16 protein-coding genes are annotated in these 20287 nt (G+C 51.0%); 14 read left to right on the forward strand and 2 right to left on the reverse strand.

Features of this window, described 5'->3' with window-relative positions:
• Nucleotides 1-141 precede the first annotated feature (141 nt).
• From BLQ82_RS04430 to BLQ82_RS04485, 12 genes are all read left to right on the forward strand, one after another.
• On the forward strand, nt 142-645 hold the full coding sequence (locus BLQ82_RS04430; RefSeq protein ID WP_020434164.1) for a ferritin: 504 nt from the start codon (nt 142-144) through the stop codon (nt 643-645).
• A gap of 254 nt (nt 646-899) precedes the next feature.
• Nucleotides 900-1763 carry a cation diffusion facilitator family transporter gene (locus BLQ82_RS04435; protein WP_062528048.1) on the forward strand — a complete coding sequence of 288 codons (864 nt, stop codon included), beginning with the start codon at nt 900-902 and terminating at the stop codon, nt 1761-1763.
• A 161-nt stretch (nt 1764-1924) separates the two neighbouring features.
• Nucleotides 1925-3352 carry an extracellular solute-binding protein gene (locus BLQ82_RS04440; protein ID WP_062528050.1) on the forward strand — a complete coding sequence of 476 codons (1428 nt, stop codon included), beginning with the start codon at nt 1925-1927 and terminating at the stop codon, nt 3350-3352.
• Between the two features lie 513 nt (nt 3353-3865).
• Nucleotides 3866-5530, forward strand: coding sequence for an extracellular solute-binding protein (locus BLQ82_RS04445; RefSeq protein WP_062528052.1), 1665 nt, complete (start codon nt 3866-3868; stop codon nt 5528-5530).
• Between the two features lie 22 nt (nt 5531-5552).
• The gene (locus tag BLQ82_RS04450; RefSeq protein ID WP_425281068.1) at nt 5553-6518 is read left to right on the forward strand and encodes an ABC transporter permease; all 966 of its coding nucleotides are present in this window, start codon (nt 5553-5555) and stop codon (nt 6516-6518) included.
• 82 nt (nt 6519-6600) lie between these two features.
• Nucleotides 6601-7479 carry a carbohydrate ABC transporter permease gene (locus tag BLQ82_RS04455; RefSeq protein ID WP_062528054.1) on the forward strand — a complete coding sequence of 293 codons (879 nt, stop codon included), beginning with the start codon at nt 6601-6603 and terminating at the stop codon, nt 7477-7479.
• Between the two features lie 23 nt (nt 7480-7502).
• A complete protein-coding gene (locus tag BLQ82_RS04460; protein WP_062528056.1) occupies nt 7503-8564 on the forward strand; it encodes a zinc-dependent alcohol dehydrogenase in 1062 nt (353 codons plus the stop codon).
• Nucleotides 8561-10453: a hypothetical protein gene (locus BLQ82_RS04465; RefSeq protein WP_062528058.1), complete on the forward strand. Its 1893-nt coding sequence runs from the start codon at nt 8561-8563 to the stop codon at nt 10451-10453. Before BLQ82_RS04460 ends, BLQ82_RS04465 begins: the two co-directional genes overlap by 4 nt.
• Complete coding sequence (locus BLQ82_RS04470; RefSeq protein WP_074647752.1) at nt 10450-11514, forward strand: glycosyltransferase family 4 protein; 1065 nt, start codon at nt 10450-10452, stop codon at nt 11512-11514. Before BLQ82_RS04465 ends, BLQ82_RS04470 begins: the two co-directional genes overlap by 4 nt.
• An 81-nt stretch (nt 11515-11595) precedes the next feature.
• Nucleotides 11596-12501, forward strand: coding sequence for a Gfo/Idh/MocA family protein (locus BLQ82_RS04475; RefSeq protein ID WP_244280689.1), 906 nt, complete (start codon nt 11596-11598; stop codon nt 12499-12501).
• Between the two features lie 69 nt (nt 12502-12570).
• Entirely contained in the window at nt 12571-13611 is a 1041-nt protein-coding gene (locus BLQ82_RS04480; protein ID WP_425281069.1) for an NAD-dependent epimerase/dehydratase family protein, read from the forward strand.
• Nucleotides 13611-14681, forward strand: a complete 1071-nt coding sequence (locus BLQ82_RS04485; RefSeq protein ID WP_062528062.1) for a dihydrodipicolinate synthase family protein — start codon at nt 13611-13613, stop codon at nt 14679-14681. The genes BLQ82_RS04480 and BLQ82_RS04485 overlap by 1 nt, the downstream gene beginning before the upstream one ends.
• 146 nt (nt 14682-14827) lie before the next feature.
• Here BLQ82_RS04485 and BLQ82_RS04490 read toward each other — a convergent pair whose 3' ends face one another.
• On the reverse strand, nt 14828-15391 hold the full coding sequence (locus BLQ82_RS04490; RefSeq protein WP_062528065.1) for a TetR/AcrR family transcriptional regulator: 564 nt from the start codon (nt 15389-15391) through the stop codon (nt 14828-14830).
• 160 nt (nt 15392-15551) lie between these two features.
• On the opposite strand from BLQ82_RS04490, the gene BLQ82_RS04495 reads away from it, so the two are divergent.
• Nucleotides 15552-16448 (forward strand): ketopantoate reductase family protein, encoded by an 897-nt coding sequence (locus BLQ82_RS04495; RefSeq protein WP_062528067.1) that lies wholly within the window; start codon nt 15552-15554, stop codon nt 16446-16448.
• Between the two features lie 64 nt (nt 16449-16512).
• On the opposite strand, the gene BLQ82_RS04500 is transcribed toward BLQ82_RS04495, so the two are convergent.
• A complete protein-coding gene (locus BLQ82_RS04500) occupies nt 16513-18657 on the reverse strand; it encodes an alpha-amylase family glycosyl hydrolase (RefSeq protein ID WP_062528069.1) in 2145 nt (714 codons plus the stop codon).
• A 709-nt stretch (nt 18658-19366) separates the two neighbouring features.
• On the opposite strand from BLQ82_RS04500, the gene BLQ82_RS04505 reads away from it, so the two are divergent.
• On the forward strand, nt 19367-20272 hold the full coding sequence (locus BLQ82_RS04505; protein WP_062528071.1) for an NUDIX hydrolase: 906 nt from the start codon (nt 19367-19369) through the stop codon (nt 20270-20272).
• Nucleotides 20273-20287 lie beyond the last annotated feature (15 nt).

Raw genomic sequence — 20287 nt, forward strand, 5'->3', positions numbered from 1 at the left:
TCTATAATATCATGTCCGGGAATCAAGGTTTGTTGTATCATGTCCTGCTGCCGTTGTACTTGCTGACTGCCAGCTGCGGTGATAAGATAAGAAGGGATATCTACATAATAATTAAAATTTGAAGGATAAGGGGATTGTCGAATGAAAGATGAATTAGTGAATGCTCTGAATGAACAGATGAACTTTGAGTTTTATTCGGCTCACGTATACCTGGCAATGGCTGCGTATTGCTCCGGCGAAAGTCTCGACGGTTTCGCTAATTTTTTCCTGATCCAGGCGGAAGAAGAACGCTTCCATGCAATGAAAATCTACAAATTCCTGAATGACCGCGATTTCCGCGCGACCCTGGCTGCACTCCCGGAGCCTAAAAATGAGTATTCATCGATGCTGGACGCCTTTGAGCATGCGTTCGCCCATGAACAGCAGAATACGACAAGATTCTATCATCTGGCTGACCTGGCGCTTGATGAGCGTGAACATGCGACAATCTATTTCCTGAAATGGTTCATTGATGAGCAGGTGGAAGAAGAGGCGTTGTTCAGCAATATTATCGCCAAGCTGAAGCGGATTGAAACCGACAGCAATGCTTTCTATATGCTGGATGCTGAATTTGCTGGACGCACTTTCACTGCTCCGGCTGAATAAGAAACGTACAGTCTATTGTATTATACGCCCCTTCTGACCGGAAGCCCCGGTTAGGAGGGGTTTTGTCTAGTCCGGCAGGGATTTAGCTAAAGTTGAACAGGGGCAAACTATGTTGCGGGCGGCAAAACAATTCATGGCTGCCAACTCTATTTGGCGGGGTTAACACTTGCGCGGCCCGGCAACACTGTTTCTCTAGACCCACCCGCTAGTCTAAGTGTAGTATAGAACGATACTATTCTTTGGAGGTTCTTTGCTTGGAAAACTACAGTGACATCAAACAAAGTGAAAAAGGCGCCTGGCTGAGTCTGTTTGCCTACATCCTGCTGTCTGCGGTCAAACTATTGATCGGTACAGCCTCAGGTTCTCAGGCATTGCTGGCCGACGGCCTCAACAACAGCACGGATATTATTGCCTCACTGGCAATTCTGGCCGGACTCAAGATTTCCAGAAGGCCGCCGGACTCCAATCACAGCTATGGGCATTTCAGAGCGGAAACTGTGGCTGCGCTGGTTGCTTCTTTCATTATGATTGCTGTAGGACTCCAGGTTCTGTACCAGGGTGTGAACAAATTTATTCAACCGGCACTTGAAACGCCGGATCTCATTGCTGCATGGACGGCAGCCGGCTGTGCTGTAGTTATGTTCGCGGTTTACATGTACAACATTCGTCTGGCCCGCAAGCTGAACAGCAATGCCATGTTGGCGGTTGCTCAAGATAATAGGTCCGATGCGCTCGTTAGTATTGGAGCTTTTATCGGGATTATCGGTTCACAATTTGGTCTGCCCTGGCTCGATCCGCTGACCGGAATCATTGTCGGGTTACTGATCTGCAAGACAGCATGGGAGATCTTCCGCAAAGCCACACATGATCTTACCGACGGCTTCGATGCCGATGAACTCGAATTGATGAAACAGACGGTTGCCGAGATTCAGGGGGTAGAATCCATCAAAGATATCAAAGCGCGGATCCATGGGAATAATGTGCTGGTGGATACTACTGTATGTGTAGACTCCAACCTGAATGTAGTCCAGAGTCATGACATCACCGAAGAGATTGAAGATCAGCTGAAGGACCGGCACCGGGTGTCTAATGTATTGGTACATATAGAGCCGGTATAACTGGCTAATGCAAAGCTAAGATCATTTTCAAAATAGCTAAGGCCTGAGCAATCAGGCTTTTTTTGCTGTATTTTGGCGGATATGCGTTTGACAACCTTTCAAAGTTGAAGCAAAATAGAAGGGTCATGATGTAAATTTAAGTGATATAGGGAGAATAATACATGAATAATAAATCAGGCCGGCAGTCTTTCCGGGAACGATTGGATTATATGGTAAGCAAGCTTCGGACTGATATCCTTAGCGGAATATTGCAGCCTGGAGCGTTTCTGCCTGCCGAGAGCACTCTGGCCAAGCAGTTTGAGCTAAGCAACAAATCCGTCCGCAGAGGACTGGATGTCCTTGTACAAGAAGGGCTGATTGTGAAAATTGACCGTGTGGGCAGCATGGTGATGGAATCGGTCAAGGAAAGGATCCGCATTCATTTTGGCTGCAGCTCATCCTTGACGAAGGACTTCAGGCTGGATGATCTCATCGCAGAATTCCACCGGATGCATCCCGGAATTCATGTGCTGCCGCTCGCACTGAATAATTTCGACCATGTGAACACTGCCACGGAGCTGATCAACAATGGAATGCTGGATGTATTGTCGCTGAACAGCACGCAGTTTCAGGAGCTGGCTGAGAACGGATCAGCCGGGCTTCTGGAGACGCTGGAACCCGATCCGGGACTGTATCCGATCGCAAGCGAAGCTTTTTTGCATGACGGGCAGCTCTTGGCCTATCCGATTTCCTTCTCCCCGGTCGTGCTCTGCTACAACAAGGCCCATTTCCGCGAGGCCGATCTGCCGGAGCCGGACAGTTACTGGACCTGGGATGATCTGATTGAAGCGGCCCGGCAGCTGTCGGAGAAACGGGGGCGTCACGCCGTGTATTTTGTACCTGCTTCTGAGAACCGCTATTCCGTCTTTCTCCTGCAGAGCGGAATCCGGACGATGGAGGATGATGAGCATCATCAAACGCTGAGCCCCGAGACGGCCAACAGTCTTAATGTATACAGCAGGCTGGTGAATAATCATCAGATCTTCCCTAAATATCTGGCTGGCAACCATGATGATGAGACGGTATCGCTGTTTGTCCAGGAGCAGGTGTCGATGATATTGACGACTTACTACAATCTGAATGATTTCAAGGACCTCTCCCTGGACTATGACTTGGCCCCGCTGCCCACGCTCAAAGCAAAGGACCCGCAAAAAACGCTGCTCGTTACAATCGGTGCGGCCGTTGTTGAGAATTCGCGGCAGAAGGAGGCTGCGCGGCAATTTGTCGAATTCCTGGCTTCGCCCGAGGCGCAGCGGATGATTCGGGAGCGTTCAGTCAGTATCCCGGCCCGCAAACGGATTGCTGAAATGACTGTGGATGATCATTTGAACCGTCCGTCAAGATATCTGATGTACCGGGAGTTGTTCCCGACATTTTCATACCTCAGGGATTTGGGTCTTCCCATTGCCGTATTGCAAAGCTTCCGCAAGCTGCTGAACGCCTATTGGTCGAGAATGATTGATGAAACGGCACTGTATGAGGAAATGAGCCGGCTTATCGCCGAAGAAAATAAAGTGAAAGCTGATAAAGCAACGAAGACGCTCCTATGAGTGTACCCATGATGAGTTGAAATCAAGCGTAACGAAGGCACAATGTGGCCGTTGTTACGCTTTTTTTGCGGTTATTTTTGGGACTGCGGGAATGGAAACATAAATATGCTCTTGGCAACATGCCAGATCATGTTAGATTTTTCACAATATTTAAGTATTGAGATTCGCTTGGCGAAAGAATTATGTAATGTATAATTACATTAAATTTAAAGATTATTTAAAATTTGATTGACTTCAAGTGAGGGTGAAAATATAATAAATACATCAGATATATATCAGTAAAATGGAATTTTGGTTCTTTATAGCCGTACTGTGAATCAAAAAGAAGTCAGTAATGAGAAATTTGGCACAAATACTGAAAAAGGTGAAAGGATGGTGGAGAAATTCAAGGCTGAATGCGGGAACAAGTTATCTTTCTGAACCCTTTTGATGTACTGTTGATTCTCTTGTGATGTGTTAGTAAATATATCATAGGAACTATCTTACTTTTACTTATGAATAGGGGGTTGAATTATGAATGCTGCTAAAAGGAAGCTTGCGCTGTTATTGCCAGTTATGACGCTGCTGGCGACACTGGTGTCGGCCTGTGGCGGTACAAACAATAATGCCGGCAGCGCAGCCGAACCATCGGCCTCACCGGGAACTCAGGGTTCAACATCTGCTCCTGTGGAAGGAAGCCGCTCCGTAGGCGGCCTGCAAGTGCCGATTGTGGCGGACAAGCTGGAATTTTCCCTATGGTCTCCAAGCGGGGGCAATTTCCGGGGAACCAATTTTAATGAGAAATTATCCTTTCAGCAAATGGAAGAGAACACCAACATTCATATCAACTTTCAGCACAGTACTGAAGCCAGTGCAGAAGCATTCAGCCTGCTGATGTCCTCCGGCAAACTCCCGGATATCATCTACAATGACCTCTGGGGAACAGACTCCGGCAAATACGGTGCTAAGGGGGCACTCCTTCCATTGGAAGATCTGATTGACCAGTATGCGCCCAATTTTAAAAAGATCCTCGACGGCCACCCGGATATCCGGGGGCAAATCACCTCGCCCGAAGGGCATATCTACTATCTCCCAAACCTCGTACTCGATTCCCAGGATTTGACCCAAATGTTCCCGCAGGTCCGCAGTGACTGGCTGGAGAAGCTGGGACTCCCGATGCCGCAAACCACAGAAGACTGGTACAACATGCTTAAAGCGTTTAGAGAGCAGGACCCCAACGGCAACGGAAAAAAGGATGAAATTCCGCTCGTCACCGTCAATCTGGAAAATATTATGATGCTGTTCGCGCCGGCTTTTGGTGTCGAATACGGCTTCTTCGTGGATAACGGTCAAGTGAAATACGGACCAAACGATCCGCGGTTCAAAGATGTTGTTGTCTATCTGAACCGGCTGTACAAAGAACAGCTGCTGGACCCGAACTATCTGGTTGACACGACGTTTCAGACGCTGACGGAGAAGGTGACCACGGATGTGGCCGGTGCCTGGTTCGGCTGGTCGGGTTCCTACATGGGGAACTTTACAACGCTGATGGAAGGCAAACATGACACCTTCAAAATTGCGGCGGCGGTTCCTCCGAAGGGACCAAACGGTGACCAGCGTCATGTCTCCTTCCGCTGGCAGGCTGGGGCGCATGGACTTGCTGTATCCTCGAAGACCGCGCATCCCGAAGAAGTGATGAAATGGCTGGACTACCAGTATTCCGAAGAAGGGATTCTGCTGAACAATTTCGGCGTGGAAGGCAAGTCTTATGATCTGGTGAACGGAGAGCCTGTCTACAAGGACGAGGTTACGCATCCAACGAATGGGCTGACCAATACACAGGAACTGCTGAACCATACCATCGGCGGCGGAAGCTGGGCTACAGTTGCCGATACCCGTTATGCTGAGCAAATCCGTGAAGCGAACGGACAAACGGAAAATCCGCTGGAGATTTACAAGGATTATATTGATTTTGACGCGAAGCTGCCCCCGGTTCAATTCACGGCTGAAGAAAATGAAATTGTGGTTCCGCTCATGGCTGACATTCAGACCTATGTGGCGGAGACGATTAATGCCCAGATTATGGGACGCCAGAGCTTCGATGATTATAACAAGGTAATGAAGCAGCTGGAGCAAATGGGCATTGGCGAGGTGCTGAAGCAATACCAGGCAGCGTATGAGCGGTTTAAAGGAAAATAAGTGTCCGGGAAAGGAGATCCCTATGGCAGTACCCTTAAATGCAGCCAAAGCCAAAAGCAGGAAACTCCCCACGAGTCGGAGTTCCGTCTCACTGAAGCGAATGATGTCCAACCGTTATCTCTATCTGATGCTGCTGCCCACTGTGCTGTATTTTCTCATTTTTGAATACAAACCGATGTACGGGGCGGTCATCGCCTTCAAAGATTTTAATCCTTTCGCAGGTGTTGCCGGCAGCCCCTGGGTAGGCTTCAAAAACTTCGAGAAGTTTTTTGAGAGCTATTATTTCTTCCGTTTGCTGAAAAACACTTTTCTCATGAGCTTTTATTCGCTGTTGTTTATTTTTCCGGCTTCACTGGCTTTCGCGCTCCTGCTTAATGAGCTGCGGCTCAAAAAGCTGAAATCCTTCCTGCAGACGGTTTCGTACCTGCCGCATTTTATTTCGCTGATCGTCATCTGCGGTATGATTATTGATTTCACCAAGCCCGGAGGCATTATCAACAGCCTGCTGCTGGGCATAGGATTCATTACAGAGCCGATTCAGTTTCTAATTCTGCCGGAATGGTTCCGCACCATTTATGTAGGTTCAGGCATGTGGCAGAGCCTGGGGTGGAACTCCATTATCTATCTGGCTGCATTATCCGGCATTAACCCGAGCCTGTATGAGGCTGCGGTGGTTGATGGAGCGGGACGCTGGAAGCAGCTTACACATATTACACTGCCGGGAATTCTGCCCACAGTGCTAATCCTTTTGATTTTGAATGTCGGGACCCTGCTGAATGTGGGCTGGGACAAAATTATCTTGCTGTATAACCCGGGGACTTACGTCACGGCAGACGTCATCTCTACCTTTGTCTACAGACGCGGTGTCATGGAAGCCGATTACAGCTTCTCGGCGGCGGTAGGCCTGTTCAACTCCATCATCAATTTTACGCTGCTGGTGCTGGCGAACCGGATCAGCCGGAAGACCACCGAAAGCAGTTTGTGGTGAGGGGGCTATGCTTCCGAAGCGAGTTTTGTACGAAGCAGAATCAGTGAAGACATCCTAAACAAAACTTTTAGGAGGGAAGACAGTGGTCATCAAACGCAGCATTCCGGAAATGATATTCGACAACTGCAATGTGCTGTTCCTGATCTTTTGTTCCTTCCTGTTCCTGTACCCGATGTGGTATGTGCTGGTGTCTTCGTTCAGTGATGCGCATGCCATCGCCGCAGGCGAGGTGAGCTTTTGGCCGGAAGGCTTCAATGTGGATGCTTATAAGCTGGTTTTTGAGGATCAGCGGATCTGGACGGCTTACGGGAACACGTTCATTTATGTAATCGCAGGCACTTTTATCAATTTGGTTCTGACTACGCTTGGCGCTTATCCGCTGTCCCGGAAAAATCTGGAGGGCCGCAGCCTGATTATGGCTTTTATCGTGTTCACGATGTTCTTCAGCGGCGGTCTGATTCCGGCTTACCTCAATGTGCGTGAGCTTGGGCTGTACGATACAAGGTGGGCGCTGCTTCTGCCGGGCGCGGTTAGTGCTTTTAATCTGATCGTGATGCGGACCTTCTTCCAGTCCATACCCGATAGCCTTATTGAATCCGCCAAAATCGACGGTGCCCATGACTTCCGTATTCTGCTGCAGATTGTGCTGCCGTTATCCATGCCTGTACTGGCGGTGATGACCCTGTTCTATGCGGTAGGGCACTGGAACAGCTGGTTCCCGGCGATGATCTACTTGCAGGACCGCAATTTATTCCCGCTGCAGCTGATTCTGAGGGAGATTCTGATTCAATCCTCCGCGCAGAATATGCTGGCCGGTGTCACACAGGATGAGGTATTCCGCATCAGTGAATCCATTAAATTCGCAACTATCATTATCGCAACGGTGCCCATTCTGCTGATCTATCCGTTTTTGCAGAAGTATTTTGTCAAAGGCGTTATGATCGGTGCGCTAAAAGAGTAAGCAGACGGGAGGAGAGAGGTTATATGAAGGCGGTATTGTCCCAGAATGGTCAAATTAGCGTGGCCGATATTCCCGCTCCGGTGCTTGAGGACGGCTTCGTGCTCGTCGAGACTGAATATTCAGCCATCAGCCCCGGAACGGAAATCATGATGAATGGCATTCACCGCCCGAATCCGGTCGTTCTCGGCTATAGTGCGGCTGGCGTGATCCGGTCGCGGGGAAAAGGAATGGAGCATTGGCCGGAAGGCCAGCGGGTCGCCTGCTATGGGGCACCTTACGCCAAACATGCGGAATGGCTGCTGATGCCGCAGCATTTGATGGTGCCGGTGCCGGAGCATGTCAGCTCGGAGGAGGCGTCAACCGTAGGTCTTGGAGCCATCGCGGTCCATGCCGTAAGGCAGGCGGACCTGCAGTTCGGCGAAACGCTGGTGCTGATTGGAGCAGGCATTCTAGGCCAGTTGATTGCACAGATTGCGCGGGCCGCCGGCTGCCGGGTGATTGTCTATGATCTGCTTGCCGGGCGCTGCCGGACCGCCGAGAGTCTGGGCATCCGCCACATTGCGGTGAACCCGCAGCGGGTCAGCCGGCATCTCGATAATCTGACAGCAGGAATGGGGGCCGATGCTGTGATTATCTGTGCCGGGGGCAAAACCGGCGGACTTGTCGATCAGGGCCTGGAATGGGTGAGGAATCAAGGAAAAGTGCTGCTTGTCGGAGATGTGAAGCCGGACTTCTCGCGTGAGCTGATGTTCGGGAAGGAAGCGCAGGTGCTGATCTCCAGGGCAGGTGGTCCGGGACGTTATGATCCTGTCTATGAGAAGCAGGGAATTGATTATCCTTACGGCTACGTCCGCTGGACCGAAGGGCGCAATATGGCGGAATATATCCGGCTGATCTCAGAAGGCGATATCCGGGTGAAGCCGCTGATCAGCAGCGTGTTCCCGCTGGAACGTTCAGCAGATGCCTTCCGGCAGTATGCGGAATCTCCGGCGGAGCTGCTGGGAGCGGTGCTCGCCTATCCTATAACTGGTGTTCAGGATGCAGAGCATGCTGAAGCCAAAGTTAAGGAAGGGCAAGGCGGATGAAGGCGCTGCGGATTGGCGAGCCGCTGAACGGACTTGCGGTATGGGCTTCGGCTTATGGCAAGTGGCAGGAGAAGGACCGGATTTATGCCGTATCTTCCGGCAGTCCCTGTATGCTGTTCGTGCTTGACCCTGCCGGCAGTGAACCGGTGCAGCAGTTCGCGCTGGAAGGCTCAGACCACTGCTGGGGCGTTATTGCGGCGGCAAGCGGAGTCTACATCGGCGGTAGCGGGATTCTATACAGATTCACGCATGAGCAAGGGATAGAGAATTTGGGCGAGATGATTCCCGGCGAGTTCTACACCTGGCGGCTTGCAGCCGATGACGAAGGCAACATCTACGGAGGCTGTTACCCGGGCGGCAAAGTCTTTCAATATAACCCTGCCACAGCACAGTTCAGAGATTACGGCGTCATGGTGGAGGGGGAGCAATACGCCCGCTCTATGGAAGCGTGGAAGGGCAAGCTGTATGTCGGGGTGGGAACCCGGTGTCCGCATATTGTGGAGCTGGATACAGTAACAGGTGTCCGTACAGAGATCAGCCTGCCGGAGGAATGTTCTACAGAGCAGCTGGTCTATGATCTGAATATTGTCCATGGAAAAATGTTAGTCCGGATAACACCGTGTTCCCGGTTGTATATCTATGACCTGGAGCTGAGGCGGTGGGAGAAATGCATTGAACATGTGAGTGGACTTAGTGTGTCTGCGCCAGACTCTCAGGGGAATATGTATTTCATCAAAGATGATATCCTCCAGCGCTATGCACTTGCAGCAGGCATTCTCACGCCCGCTTCACTTGCCATGCCGGAACCGGCAGGAGATTACGGCTGGCTGGAAGGCCATCCGTTGAATCCGCACGGAAGGTGCCTGGCAGGAGTGCATAGGGACGGGACCTGCTGGATCTACGATCCGGAGAATGACCGGCACACGGTTATGGATTTTATGCTGCAGGGACAGCCGGTTCATCTGCAGTCACTGGCCTGGGGGCCGGAAGGGAAATTGTACATCGGCGGCTATTTTGCCGGCGGGCTGGCCAGCTATGATCCGGCGGCCTCAGAGCTTACCTCGCGCCGGGGGATCGGACAGATTGAGGGAATGATGGAGGCTCACGGCATTATGTATCTTGGCGTTTATCCCAAAGCCAATATCTTTGCCTATGATCCGAACCTGGAATGGAACCCGGGCAGCAATCCTAAACTGGCTTTTTCGCTGCAGGAGGAAGATCAGGACCGTGCTTTTGCCTGGACCCGGGCGGGAGAAGGGCTGGCTATCGGTACGGTGCCGTCCTATGGCCGGAATGGAGGCGCATTGACACTGTTTCATCCCGTAACCGGGACGCGCGAAGTGTTCCGGGGGCTTTTGCCCCAGCAGAGTATTGTGTCTCTGGCTGCCGGAGAGGAGCTGCTGTTCGCCGGAGGCTCCGTCTGGGGAGGACTCGGGATTGCTCCCGAGCGGAAGGAAGCGTCACTCATGATCTGGGAGGTGAACAGCCGCCGCAAGGTGTGGGAGGGTGTTCCGGTGCCGGGTGAAAAAGCAATCTCCGCGCTTGCGCTGGATGATGAGGGCAAGGTGTGGGGACTCACCGCAGGGAGGCTTTTCCTTTTTAACCCGGTAACCCTGAAGACTGAACAGACCATACAGGTACTCCCGGTGGACTGGGAAGCGATGACTCACTTCTGGCGGGGAGGCTGTGAGCTGCTGTACAGGGAAAGCATATTGTACGGGGTGGCGATGAACCTTCTATTCAAATATGATGTGCGCCTGAACCAACTGGAGGTGCTGGACGAAGACGCCCGGCTGCTGGCGATTGATGGTGAAGGGGGATTGTATTTTGCCCGGACAACGGCACTGTACCGGATGCAGACCTTGGAGTCAGGACAGGAGGAGCTATGAAGATCTTATATTTCTACAAATTTTGCTTGCTGGGCGGAGTTACTACACAATTGGCGAACAGGCTTAAGTTTCTGCGCGGGCGGGCGGAGGTGCATTTTGCCTTTCTGGAGGATTACGGCGGAGCCAGCGCTTTTGAAGGCTATGATCATGTGCGTATCCTCAGGACGACGGACGAACTCAGGAACTACATTGAAGCTCATGATTTTGATGTGATCATCACGATCGATACCTATGAACTGTATGAAGCGCTGGGTCCAGCCGGGCAAAAGAAAGTAATCATTCATGAGGTACATACCACTTATGAGGAGCCCTTACGGAAACTGGCTGAATCCAAGGATAGCCTGCCCTTTCATTACGTCATCACACCTTCTGCTTATATGAAGGAAATGCTGGAGCGAATCGGGTTACCGGATGCTTTTCATATTAATAACTGCCTGGACACGGAACTATTCAAATACGAAGCGGTTTCCGGCCAGTGGCCGCCTACGATTCTGTGGGTGGGCAAACTCGACCAGCATAAAAACTGGGAGTCCTTCATGAACATAGCAGGCAGACTGAATGCGCAATTCCCGGACCTGCACTTCTTGCTTGTCGGCGGCTACACCGCTCCCGAAGAGATTACAAGCAGGCTCCAAGCCAGAGCGGAAGCGCTGGGACTCCGGCATTTTAAGTGGCTGCCCCAAGTGGATTACGAGGAAATGCACCATTATTATTCAGCAGTAGCCGGGAGCGGCGGGGTGTACGTCAGTACTACCCGGAACGAATCGTTTGGGATGACCGTCCTGGAGGCGATGGCCTGCCGGTGTCCGGTTGTTGTACCCGGTGTCGGGGCTTTGCCTGAGCTGCTCGATAATGAGCTGAGTGTGTCGCTCTATGCTTCCGGCAGGGAAGAGGAATGTGCTGAGCGGGTGGCCTGGCTTTTGGAGCAGGAGGACTTGCGTGAGCGCTTGAAGACATTGGGCGAGCAGAAGGCGAGGAATACGTACAGCATTGAAGAGGTAGGAAAAGCGTATATGGCATTGCTTCAACGGTTTGTGGAGGAACATGCAAACGTCATTTGAAATCACGCTGTTCACAGAAAATTGAAGGGACCGCTGTTATCAAACTATTAGTTAACCAAGTCTACGCACGGAGGTGCAGGGTTGAAAAAGCTGAAGATTAGCATGGTAGGCATGGACACCTCGCACAGCAGAATTTACGCTTCAATGCTGAACCATGAGTCGCATCCGATGCATGTTCCGGGCGGCAGGCTGATGTGCGGATATGCCGGAGGCTCAGCAGATTTTGCGCTAAGCGCATCAAGGGTGGGAGCGATCAGCAGGGAGCTGCAGGAAAGCAGCGGTGTCGAGCTGCTGGCCTCGATAGCAGAAGTTGCCGAGAAATCGGATGCGGTTCTTCTGACCTCTGTCGACGGCAGAGTACACCGCGAACAGTTCGCTATCCTGGCTCCCTATGGCAAGCCCGTGTTTATCGACAAGCCGTTTGCGGTCACAAGCGCTGATGCACTTGCCATCGTAGACCTCGCGGCAAGCTATGGGACACCCCTGTTTTCCAGCTCCATGGTCCGGTTTGGCGGCCCGCTGAATGCAGCGCTGCAGGACGAGACTGAAGGCGCCATCGTGGGAGCAGACTGCAGCGGCCCGTTTGAACTTCAGCCAACCCAGCCGGGATTATTCTGGTATGGCATTCACACCGCTGAAATGCTGTATGCTGCACTGGGCGAAGGGTGCATTTCTGTGAGAGCGATAAGCAATGAAATCCAGGAATGGGTAGTGGGGCTATGGAAGGGCGGACGGATTGGAACGATGCGCGGCAACCGTACAGGGGGTGCGGATTTCTATGCTGTTCTGCACAGGGAACGGGGCAGTACTGCTGTAGATGCGTTGGGCGGCCAGTATGAAGCAGGCCATCACCACCTGCTTAAGCAGTTTCTGCTGATGGCAAGAGGAGCGCCTCCGCCTGTAAGCCCGCAGGTTACGCTGGAGCTGGTCCGTTTTATTGAAGCGGCTAATGAGAGCAGGGAAACGGGACAGACGGTTTATTTATAAAAAGAGCTTGTTCACACGTGAAATTACGATCAAATTTATAAATTTGACCAACCGAAAGGGGAAATCTCTATGCAAACCGCAATGCAAGCTGCGATCCGGTCTGTTCAGGAGCTGGAAGACCGGCTGGCCCGTCCGTCTGCCGCACTGCTGGAGGAGCTCGCCCGGGTCGATGGAGATATTATGCTGCTAGGAGTAGGCGGAAAAATGGGGCCGAGCCTGGCCAGGCTGGCGGTAAATGCGATCCGGGAGGCCGGCTTGGACAAGAAGGTAACCGGCGTTTCCCGCTTCTCGAACGATGCCATGAAGCAGGAACTGCTTGAAGCCGGAGTGGAGATTATCTCTGCGGATTTGTCTGACGACAGCGCGCTGCAGGCACTCCCTGAAACGAAAAATATCCTCTACATGGCCGGCAATAAATTCGGCACTACGGGGAATGAGCATTTCACATGGATGATGAATGCTTACCTGCCGGGGCGCGTCGCGGAACGTTTCCGCAATTCGCGGATTGTCGTGTTCTCGACAGGCAATGTCTACCCGCTCACCCCGGTAGGCCAAGGCGGTGCAACGGAGCGAATGTCTCCGAATGCGAACGGGGAGTATGGGCAGTCCTGTCTGGGCCGTGAGCGGATCTTCGAGCATTTCTCCCATAAGTATGGTACCCCGATGTTCATCTACCGGCTGAATTATGCCATAGACCTGCGTTATGGCGTTTTGCTTGAGCTTGCGAGATCCGTTAAGGAGCAGCGGCCGATCGATATCACGATGGGGCACGCCAATGTTATTTGGCAGGGGGATGCCAACGAGCTGGCCCTGCGCGCGCTGCTCCGCTGCAGCTCGCCGCCGAATGTCATGAACATTACCGGACCGGAGACGATATCGCTGCGCTGGGCTGCAATGGAAATCGGCCGCAGGCTGGGTGTGGAACCGGTCTTCACGGGTGCAGAAGCGCCTAATGCCTTGTTGAGCAACGCTTCCAAAGCAGCAGCTTCCTTCGGGTATCCGCAGGTAGCACTTGCCCAGATGATCGATTGGGTCGCCGAATGGGTTCGTCTGGACGGTACGACCTGGAACAAGCCGACGCATTTTCAGGAACGGGAGGGCAAATATTAATGGGAGCGACAAGACAACCTTTAACGCCGGAGCTGTATGAAGCGCTGCATGAAGGTCTGGTAATTCCGGCGCATCCCCTGGCCCTGACAGCCGGGCGCAAGCTGGATGAACGCCGTCAGCGGGCTTTGACCCGTTACTATTTGGCCTCCGGAGCAGGCGGAATCGCCGTGGCGGTGCATTCTACGCAATTCGAAATCCGCAATCCGGAGATCGGTCTGCTGGAGCCAGTACTCAGGCTGGCGGCGGAAGAAGTGGAGCGCGCAGGTCTGGACCGGCCTTTTCTGAAGGTCGCCGGCATATGCGGGGGTATGGAGCAGGCTGTCCTGGAAGCGCAGCTCGCTGCAAGTCTGGGCTACGAAGCTGGACTGCTGAGCATGGGCGGGCTGCAGAATTGGAGCGAAGAGGAACTGCTGGAACGCACACGCAGAGTCGCGGATGTGATTCCCGTATTCGGTTTTTATCTGCAGCCATCCGTCGGCGGCCGGATCTTAAGCTTTGACTTTTGGCGGAGCTTTGCGGAAATTGAAGGGGTAATTGCAATCAAAATGGCACCGTTCAACCGTTATCAGAGCCTGGATGTAGTCAGGGCCGTGATGGAATCCAGCCGCTGCGGGGAAATTGCGCTCTACACCGGCAATGATGATAATATCGTTACGGATTTGCTCACCACTTACCGCTTTATAGTGAATGGCGAGCCGGTGGAGAAAAAAATCGTCGGCGGACTTCTCGGCCACTGGGCAGTCTGGACTAGCAAAGCGGTTCAGCTTCTAAGCGAGATCAAAAAAATCCGCAACGATGCCTCTCTGGCAGCAAGCTGGCTGACCCTCGGCATAGAAGTGACGGACAGCAACGCAGCGCTGTTTGATCCGGCCCATCAGTTTCACGGCTGCATTCCGGGCATTCATGAGGCGCTGCGCCGGCAGGGACTGCTTGAAGGCCTGTGGTGCCTGAATCCGGAGGAGCAGCTTTCGCCCGGACAGCTGGAAGAGATCAGCAGAGTGAGCAGGGATTACCCTCATCTCGTTGATGATGATTTCGTGGCAGCGCATTTGGAGGAGTGGCTCCGGTAAAGAGGATAGGACAATACACAGCCGGACACCATTAGCACAGAATCTCTGATTCGCCGAGATGGGCAGCAAAGATTCCGTGCTTTTTTGATAAATAGGACTGCGCTATTTTAAGTATCCTTCTGTTGTTCGAAGATAATCTATTCATCTCAATTGCGGTGCAGCCCCAGACCGTTCATTACATAGGGACGCACAATGTCTACAAGTAAATCGGGCCGGTCACTTTCCCCAAAGATTAACCAGTCATACGCCGCACTATAGATCGCTGAGGCTGTCATTGCCGAAACCATCCTTGCCTGCTGGCGGTCATCCCCTTTCAAAAATATGTCTTCAATAATTTGCCGCAGCATCTTCTTTATCTTCGAATCCACAAGTGTAGCAATGGATTTGGAATCCATTCTGCATATCTGATAGAAATCTACGATGTAGCTGTAGGTCATCAAGATCAACTGGCTGCATATTTCATCGGTGAACTCCTGTGCATTCGTCACTTGTCCGGGAATCATCTTGACAAAAGCCTGTTCTATGATTTCATCCAGCAGGGCATATTTATCTTCATAATGGACATAGAAGGTGGCGCGGTTGATGGTTGCTCTCTGTGCGATATCTTTTATGGTTATGGCATCAAATCCTTTATGCTGCAGCAGCTCCCTGAAGGCTTCCCTTATCAACTGTCGTGTGCGCACAACCCTTGGATCTTCCTGATTTACCATCTCTCAATCCCCTTTTAAAACATCAAATATCATTATCTGTTGTTTAAGCAGCTTTTCACTCCATCTGCTGATTGTAATCAGATGAATACCGTTCTATTATCATATCGAACAGATGTTGCTTAGACAACCTATGACTGAATTGTTGAAAGGAAGGATCATATTGAACAAAAAACAAAATCGCCTTTTAATATTTGGCGCCGGTGTAATAGGCAGTGTATACGCACTTAGATTTGCACAGTCGGGTCTGGACGTCACAATGCTGGCCCGGGGAAGAAGGCTGGAAGCACTTCAAAGGAATGGACTGCGATACAATGATAATGGTGCGATAAAACAAATATCGGTTAAGACGATAGAAAAGCTTGCTAACGATGACATCTATGATTTTATCTTTGTTCCTGTACGGTATGATCAGGCAGAGTCTGCCCTGACGGCGATCAAAAATAATCAGAGCCAGACAATAATCACTTTAACCAACACCATTGGTTACGACTCCTGGCTTGAAATCGTCGGCGATCGTTTGCTTCCGGGATTCCCGGGTGCAGGCGGTGACATCAAAGATGATGTTCTTTACGCCCAGTTCGGTTCTGAAACCTGGCAAGGAACTATTTTTGGCGAAATAAACGGCCAAGTGACCGAAAGAGTGAAAGAGCTTGCCGCAATATTGGAAACAGCGGGGTTGCGTTATGAAATACTTCACAACATTCAAGCATTCCATGTTTCGCATGCAGCGCTTGCTGCAGTCAACAAGCATTTCTATGCGAATGACGGGATGGTGGATATTGCGGCAGCAAGAAGTGAAGTGATCCTAAGCAAGCTCGCTGCAGATATTAAGCAAAATATTCGCCTGGTAGAGCAAGCGGGAATTCCGGTAATTCCGCCTGAAACGAAGGCGATGGGGGAGTGGCCTGACGAAGATGTTATTTCACACTACCGCCAAATGTTAAGTAATGACTTCATAGTAGATGTTAAGCTAGGAAACCATGCTGTCAGCGCAAAACCGGAAATACTGCTATTGGATGAGGTATTTCATAGAACGCTAGCCCAGTCAGCACAATAAAAACAGCGGCAGACTATGACTTGTTTATCAAGTCATAGTCTGCCGCTTCTTCATTTACAACGTTTTAGTTCTGCCAGTCAACCGTCACCGTGCCCACGCCGCTGGTTGGGGATGTATACGTATGGTTGCTGCCGCCTTCCCAGGTAACGGTGGTGCCGTTCGATTTGATTAGCTTGAACTGCAGTGGCGTACCAGCCGGTACACTGACATCGTAGTACCATGTCGGGTAGGTTTCTTCAACAACGTTATACATAGGGCCGATCGCATCAGAAGCGCTCCAGGCACCCAGCTCGGCTACATTGCCGACCAGATACACATTTGATCCAAGGCTTGTGGTCGCGTTGTTGACTTTAAAGCGTACGGTGACCTGATCAGCAGTCAATACATTGAAATTGCTGAATGCATTGCTTGTTGAACTGGAAGCAGTGGTTACTTTTACTGTTGTCTTGCCGGCTGCAACATTTGGAATTTTTACTTTGATCTCGGAGTCTTCCCAGCTCACAATGTTCGAACCGGTGACAGCGGTAGTCCCGAAATACACTGTACCTGCTGCACTGCCAAAGCCCTGGCCGTCAATCGTCACGGTGTTGCCCGGTTTGCCCATAGTTGGTCCGACATTTGCAACGGACGGTGTTGATGCAGGGGCTGTAGATTGCCAAACCGCTGTTCCTCCGGCCGCAAGCGTGAAATTGGTGACAGCGCCACCGCTGCCGACGGAAATTGAATTGCCATTTAACAATCCGCCAAGCACATCCGTGTAGTTGCCTGCAGGCAGCGAAGATAACAGATTTGAAATCGGATACGGTGTGGACGTATTGCGGTTGATGGCTACAAGAGCGACGCTGTTGCCGAATTTACGCTCATAAATATACACATCGTTGTTGACCCAACGCTGAGTAGTCGTGCCGTAAGCAAGTGCAGGATTGGACTTGCGCAGCGGCGCCAGAGCTTTGATCAGCTTGTAAGCGTTTGTGTTGGTATTGAACCCCGTCATCATTGCCCGGTTATTCGGATCACCGACGCCGGTCATGTACTGCTCGGTACCATAATAAATGGCCGGTACACCCCGGGAAGTAAGGGTGAGCGCCAGCGCCTGCTCCGTCGGCCGTGTGCTGGAGCCGGCTGCCTGGAAGCGGTCCATATCGTGATTGTCGATGAAGGTGACCATATTATGAAGATAATTATAGCTGGAGGCAGTAGATTCCAGCATTGTGTTGAGATCAGTCATCGTTTCCGATTTGTCCTTGAATACTTCGCGGACTTCCTGAGCATAAGCGAAGTCAAGCAGGTTCATTCCACTGTTGTTGGCAAATTTGACATTGTCCGGACTGGTTTCGTCTGGGCCGAGGAACCATTCACCGAAGGTAAATACCGGATGACTGCTGCTGTACATGGAAGAGGCTAGGCTTTTTTGCCAGCCGAAGGGCATATGTTTCACCGCATCGAACCGGATGCCGTCTACACCCAGGCCAAGCCAAAGATCAATGGCTTCTTTGAAATATTTGTCAATCGTGTTGTTGTTTTGATTGATGTCCGCCAGATCATACAGATTCCGGTAAATGCCGTCTTCAATGGTGGAAAAATCCGTACCTCCTTTGTGATGGAACAAACCGTTGGGGTCATTAGTGTAGTTGCCGAGCAGCGTGCCATTGTTATACAGGGCGCCGTTCTCAGCAAAACTTGGTTGCGACGACGAAGCCGGGCTGGTGTGGTTGGGAGCAAAGTCGATAATGACTTTGATGTTGTTCGCATGTGCTGTGGAGATCAGGTTTTGAAAATCGGCGAAGCTTCCGAAGGCGGCATTGGTTTTTTTGAAATCCCTCGGCCAATAGCCGTGGTAGGACGTGTTGTTCACACCGGAATAATTAACGACAGAGGTGATGTTCTCCACCGGCTGGGAAATCCAGATCGCTGTAACCCCCAGACCGGTCAGGTAACCGTCATTGATTTTATTGACAATTCCCTTCCAGTCGCCGCCGAAATACAGCTTCATATTGGAGTGATCGCTGCTAAAGGCAGCTCCAGTCGGGTTATTGGAAGGATTGCCATCCACAAACCGGTCGGTCACGATCTGATAAATGACATCAGTACTGTAATTAACCTTGTTATTTACACTTGTAGCCGGATCAGCCAGTGCCGGCACAGCGGCACCAAGAACCATACTAAGCGAAAGCGATAGGACAGCCGCAGCCTTGTAATGCGATTTCATCATTCAACTCTCCCTTCAAATGTCACGCAGATGTTTGAATTTTGAGCCTGCTCAGCTTGCTGGCAAGCGGGTGCGCAACCGCCGGAGCAACTTCACAGATTCAGATTTTAAAACGCTTTCAACTTGCTTGCGCAAGATCTGCCCGTTAAGCACTGCCTTATACTGAGAGGAAAAATATACTAAATACGGATAGCAGCTAACTACGGGTTGTCCATGCCTGCTGTGTTGAAATTTTGGTGGAATCTATTACATGAAATACAGAAAACCGGTTTCCTTACCAAAAATAACACTGTTAATTAGAACAAGTCAATACCTTAAATGGAAAAAAATGAAGTAAAGTTATAGGATATATAATTAGAACTAAGAAAGTAGGAATGGAGTAATGCAGGTCAATCCAGAGGCTGACGCTAATGTGAATCTTTTAAGCTAGTTAAGAACTAGCAATCTGTTGCACTGTCTGCAGCCGCAGACTGTTAAATTAGCAGAAAAACTCATTCTATTGCACTATGTACATTAGAATTCTCTGGAAAAATTGGTTTTGGCCCCCTCTTTGCGGAAAAGGAAACAGGAAATTTCAGACACTTGAATACAAATTAGAACTTGACTTGTAATGGGGCAATTATATTATAATAACACTATGATAATAACATATAGGTAATAACAATGCGTGATAATGATTCACAAGAATCCAATCTAAAGGAGATTTCACATGCCCAAAAAACCGGTCACTGACCGCAATGGCTTAACTGAGGAACAATTTCTGCAGAGCTATGATGCCGGGATGTATGAACGCCCGTCCGTTACTGTCGATATGCTGATCTTCACGGTGATGGAGCAGGAGCAGGACAATTACCGCAAGCTGTCGGAGAAATCGTTGCAGCTCCTGATGATCCAGCGCGGGGAGCACCCGTATCTTGGTCAATGGGCGCTCCCTGGAGGATTCGCCGGCGTGGAGGAGAGTCTGGAGGACGCCGCCCTCCGGGAGCTGTACAGTGAGACGAATATCGATAATGTCTATATGGAGCAGCTGTATACCTGGGGAGATGTGGGCCGTGATCCGCGTATGCGCGTAATCAGCAGTTCATATATGGCGCTGGTTGACCGCAAGACACTTGATGTACAGGCTGGCGATGATGCTGCAGATGCGGGCTGGTTCGAGGTCATGTATGATGTGCTGGAATCCGGCCGCAAGGAACTGGCGGAAGGTTATGTAGAGGAGCAGCGGATTCGCATCACCTTGCAGAAGGAGGATATCGTGCTTTCCGGTGTGGTCACTATTACCGAAACCGTCCAAGGGCATGTCCGGCGCGTCCGGCGGGAGATTGCTGAGAATAACGGCTTCGCCTTTGATCACCTGAAGATGATCCAATATGCGATAGAACGCCTGCGGGGCAAGGTGGAATATACCGATATTATTTTCAATCTGATGCCGCCGCTGTTCACCCTGTCCGAGCTTCAGCGGGTCTACGAAATTATACTTGGCAGAGAGCTGCTGGCTCCGGCATTCCGCCGCAAAATCGCCGATAGTGTAACTGAAACCGATGAATTCACCAAAGACGCGGGCCACCGCCCTTCGAAGCTGTACCGGTACAGAGTGGACAGGGGTTCCCGTTAAATTTTGAATGAACAC

Source organism: Paenibacillus jilunlii (assembly GCF_900102965.1).
GTDB lineage: Bacteria > Bacillota > Bacilli > Paenibacillales > Paenibacillaceae > Paenibacillus_AQ > Paenibacillus_AQ jilunlii.

Bases quoted from the DNA above. Each gene is read 5' to 3' on its own strand.
- BLQ82_RS04430 (WP_020434164.1), top strand. From the start codon at position 142: ATGAAAGATGAATTAGTGAATGCTCTGAATGAACAGATGAACTTTGAG.
- BLQ82_RS04440 (WP_062528050.1), top strand. From the start codon at position 1,925: ATGAATAATAAATCAGGCCGGCAGTCTTTCCGGGAACGATTGGATTAT.
- BLQ82_RS04445 (WP_062528052.1), top strand. From the start codon at position 3,866: ATGAATGCTGCTAAAAGGAAGCTTGCGCTGTTATTGCCAGTTATGACG.
- BLQ82_RS04450 (WP_425281068.1), top strand. From the start codon at position 5,553: ATGGCAGTACCCTTAAATGCAGCCAAAGCCAAAAGCAGGAAACTCCCC.
- BLQ82_RS04460 (WP_062528056.1), top strand. From the start codon at position 7,503: ATGAAGGCGGTATTGTCCCAGAATGGTCAAATTAGCGTGGCCGATATT.
- BLQ82_RS04465 (WP_062528058.1), top strand. From the start codon at position 8,561: ATGAAGGCGCTGCGGATTGGCGAGCCGCTGAACGGACTTGCGGTATGG.
- BLQ82_RS04470 (WP_074647752.1), top strand. From the start codon at position 10,450: ATGAAGATCTTATATTTCTACAAATTTTGCTTGCTGGGCGGAGTTACT.
- BLQ82_RS04480 (WP_425281069.1), top strand. From the start codon at position 12,571: ATGCAAACCGCAATGCAAGCTGCGATCCGGTCTGTTCAGGAGCTGGAA.
- BLQ82_RS04485 (WP_062528062.1), top strand. From the start codon at position 13,611: ATGGGAGCGACAAGACAACCTTTAACGCCGGAGCTGTATGAAGCGCTG.
- BLQ82_RS04490 (WP_062528065.1), bottom strand. From the start codon at position 15,391: ATGGTAAATCAGGAAGATCCAAGGGTTGTGCGCACACGACAGTTGATA.
- BLQ82_RS04500 (WP_062528069.1), bottom strand. From the start codon at position 18,657: ATGAAATCGCATTACAAGGCTGCGGCTGTCCTATCGCTTTCGCTTAGT.
- BLQ82_RS04505 (WP_062528071.1), top strand. From the start codon at position 19,367: ATGCCCAAAAAACCGGTCACTGACCGCAATGGCTTAACTGAGGAACAA.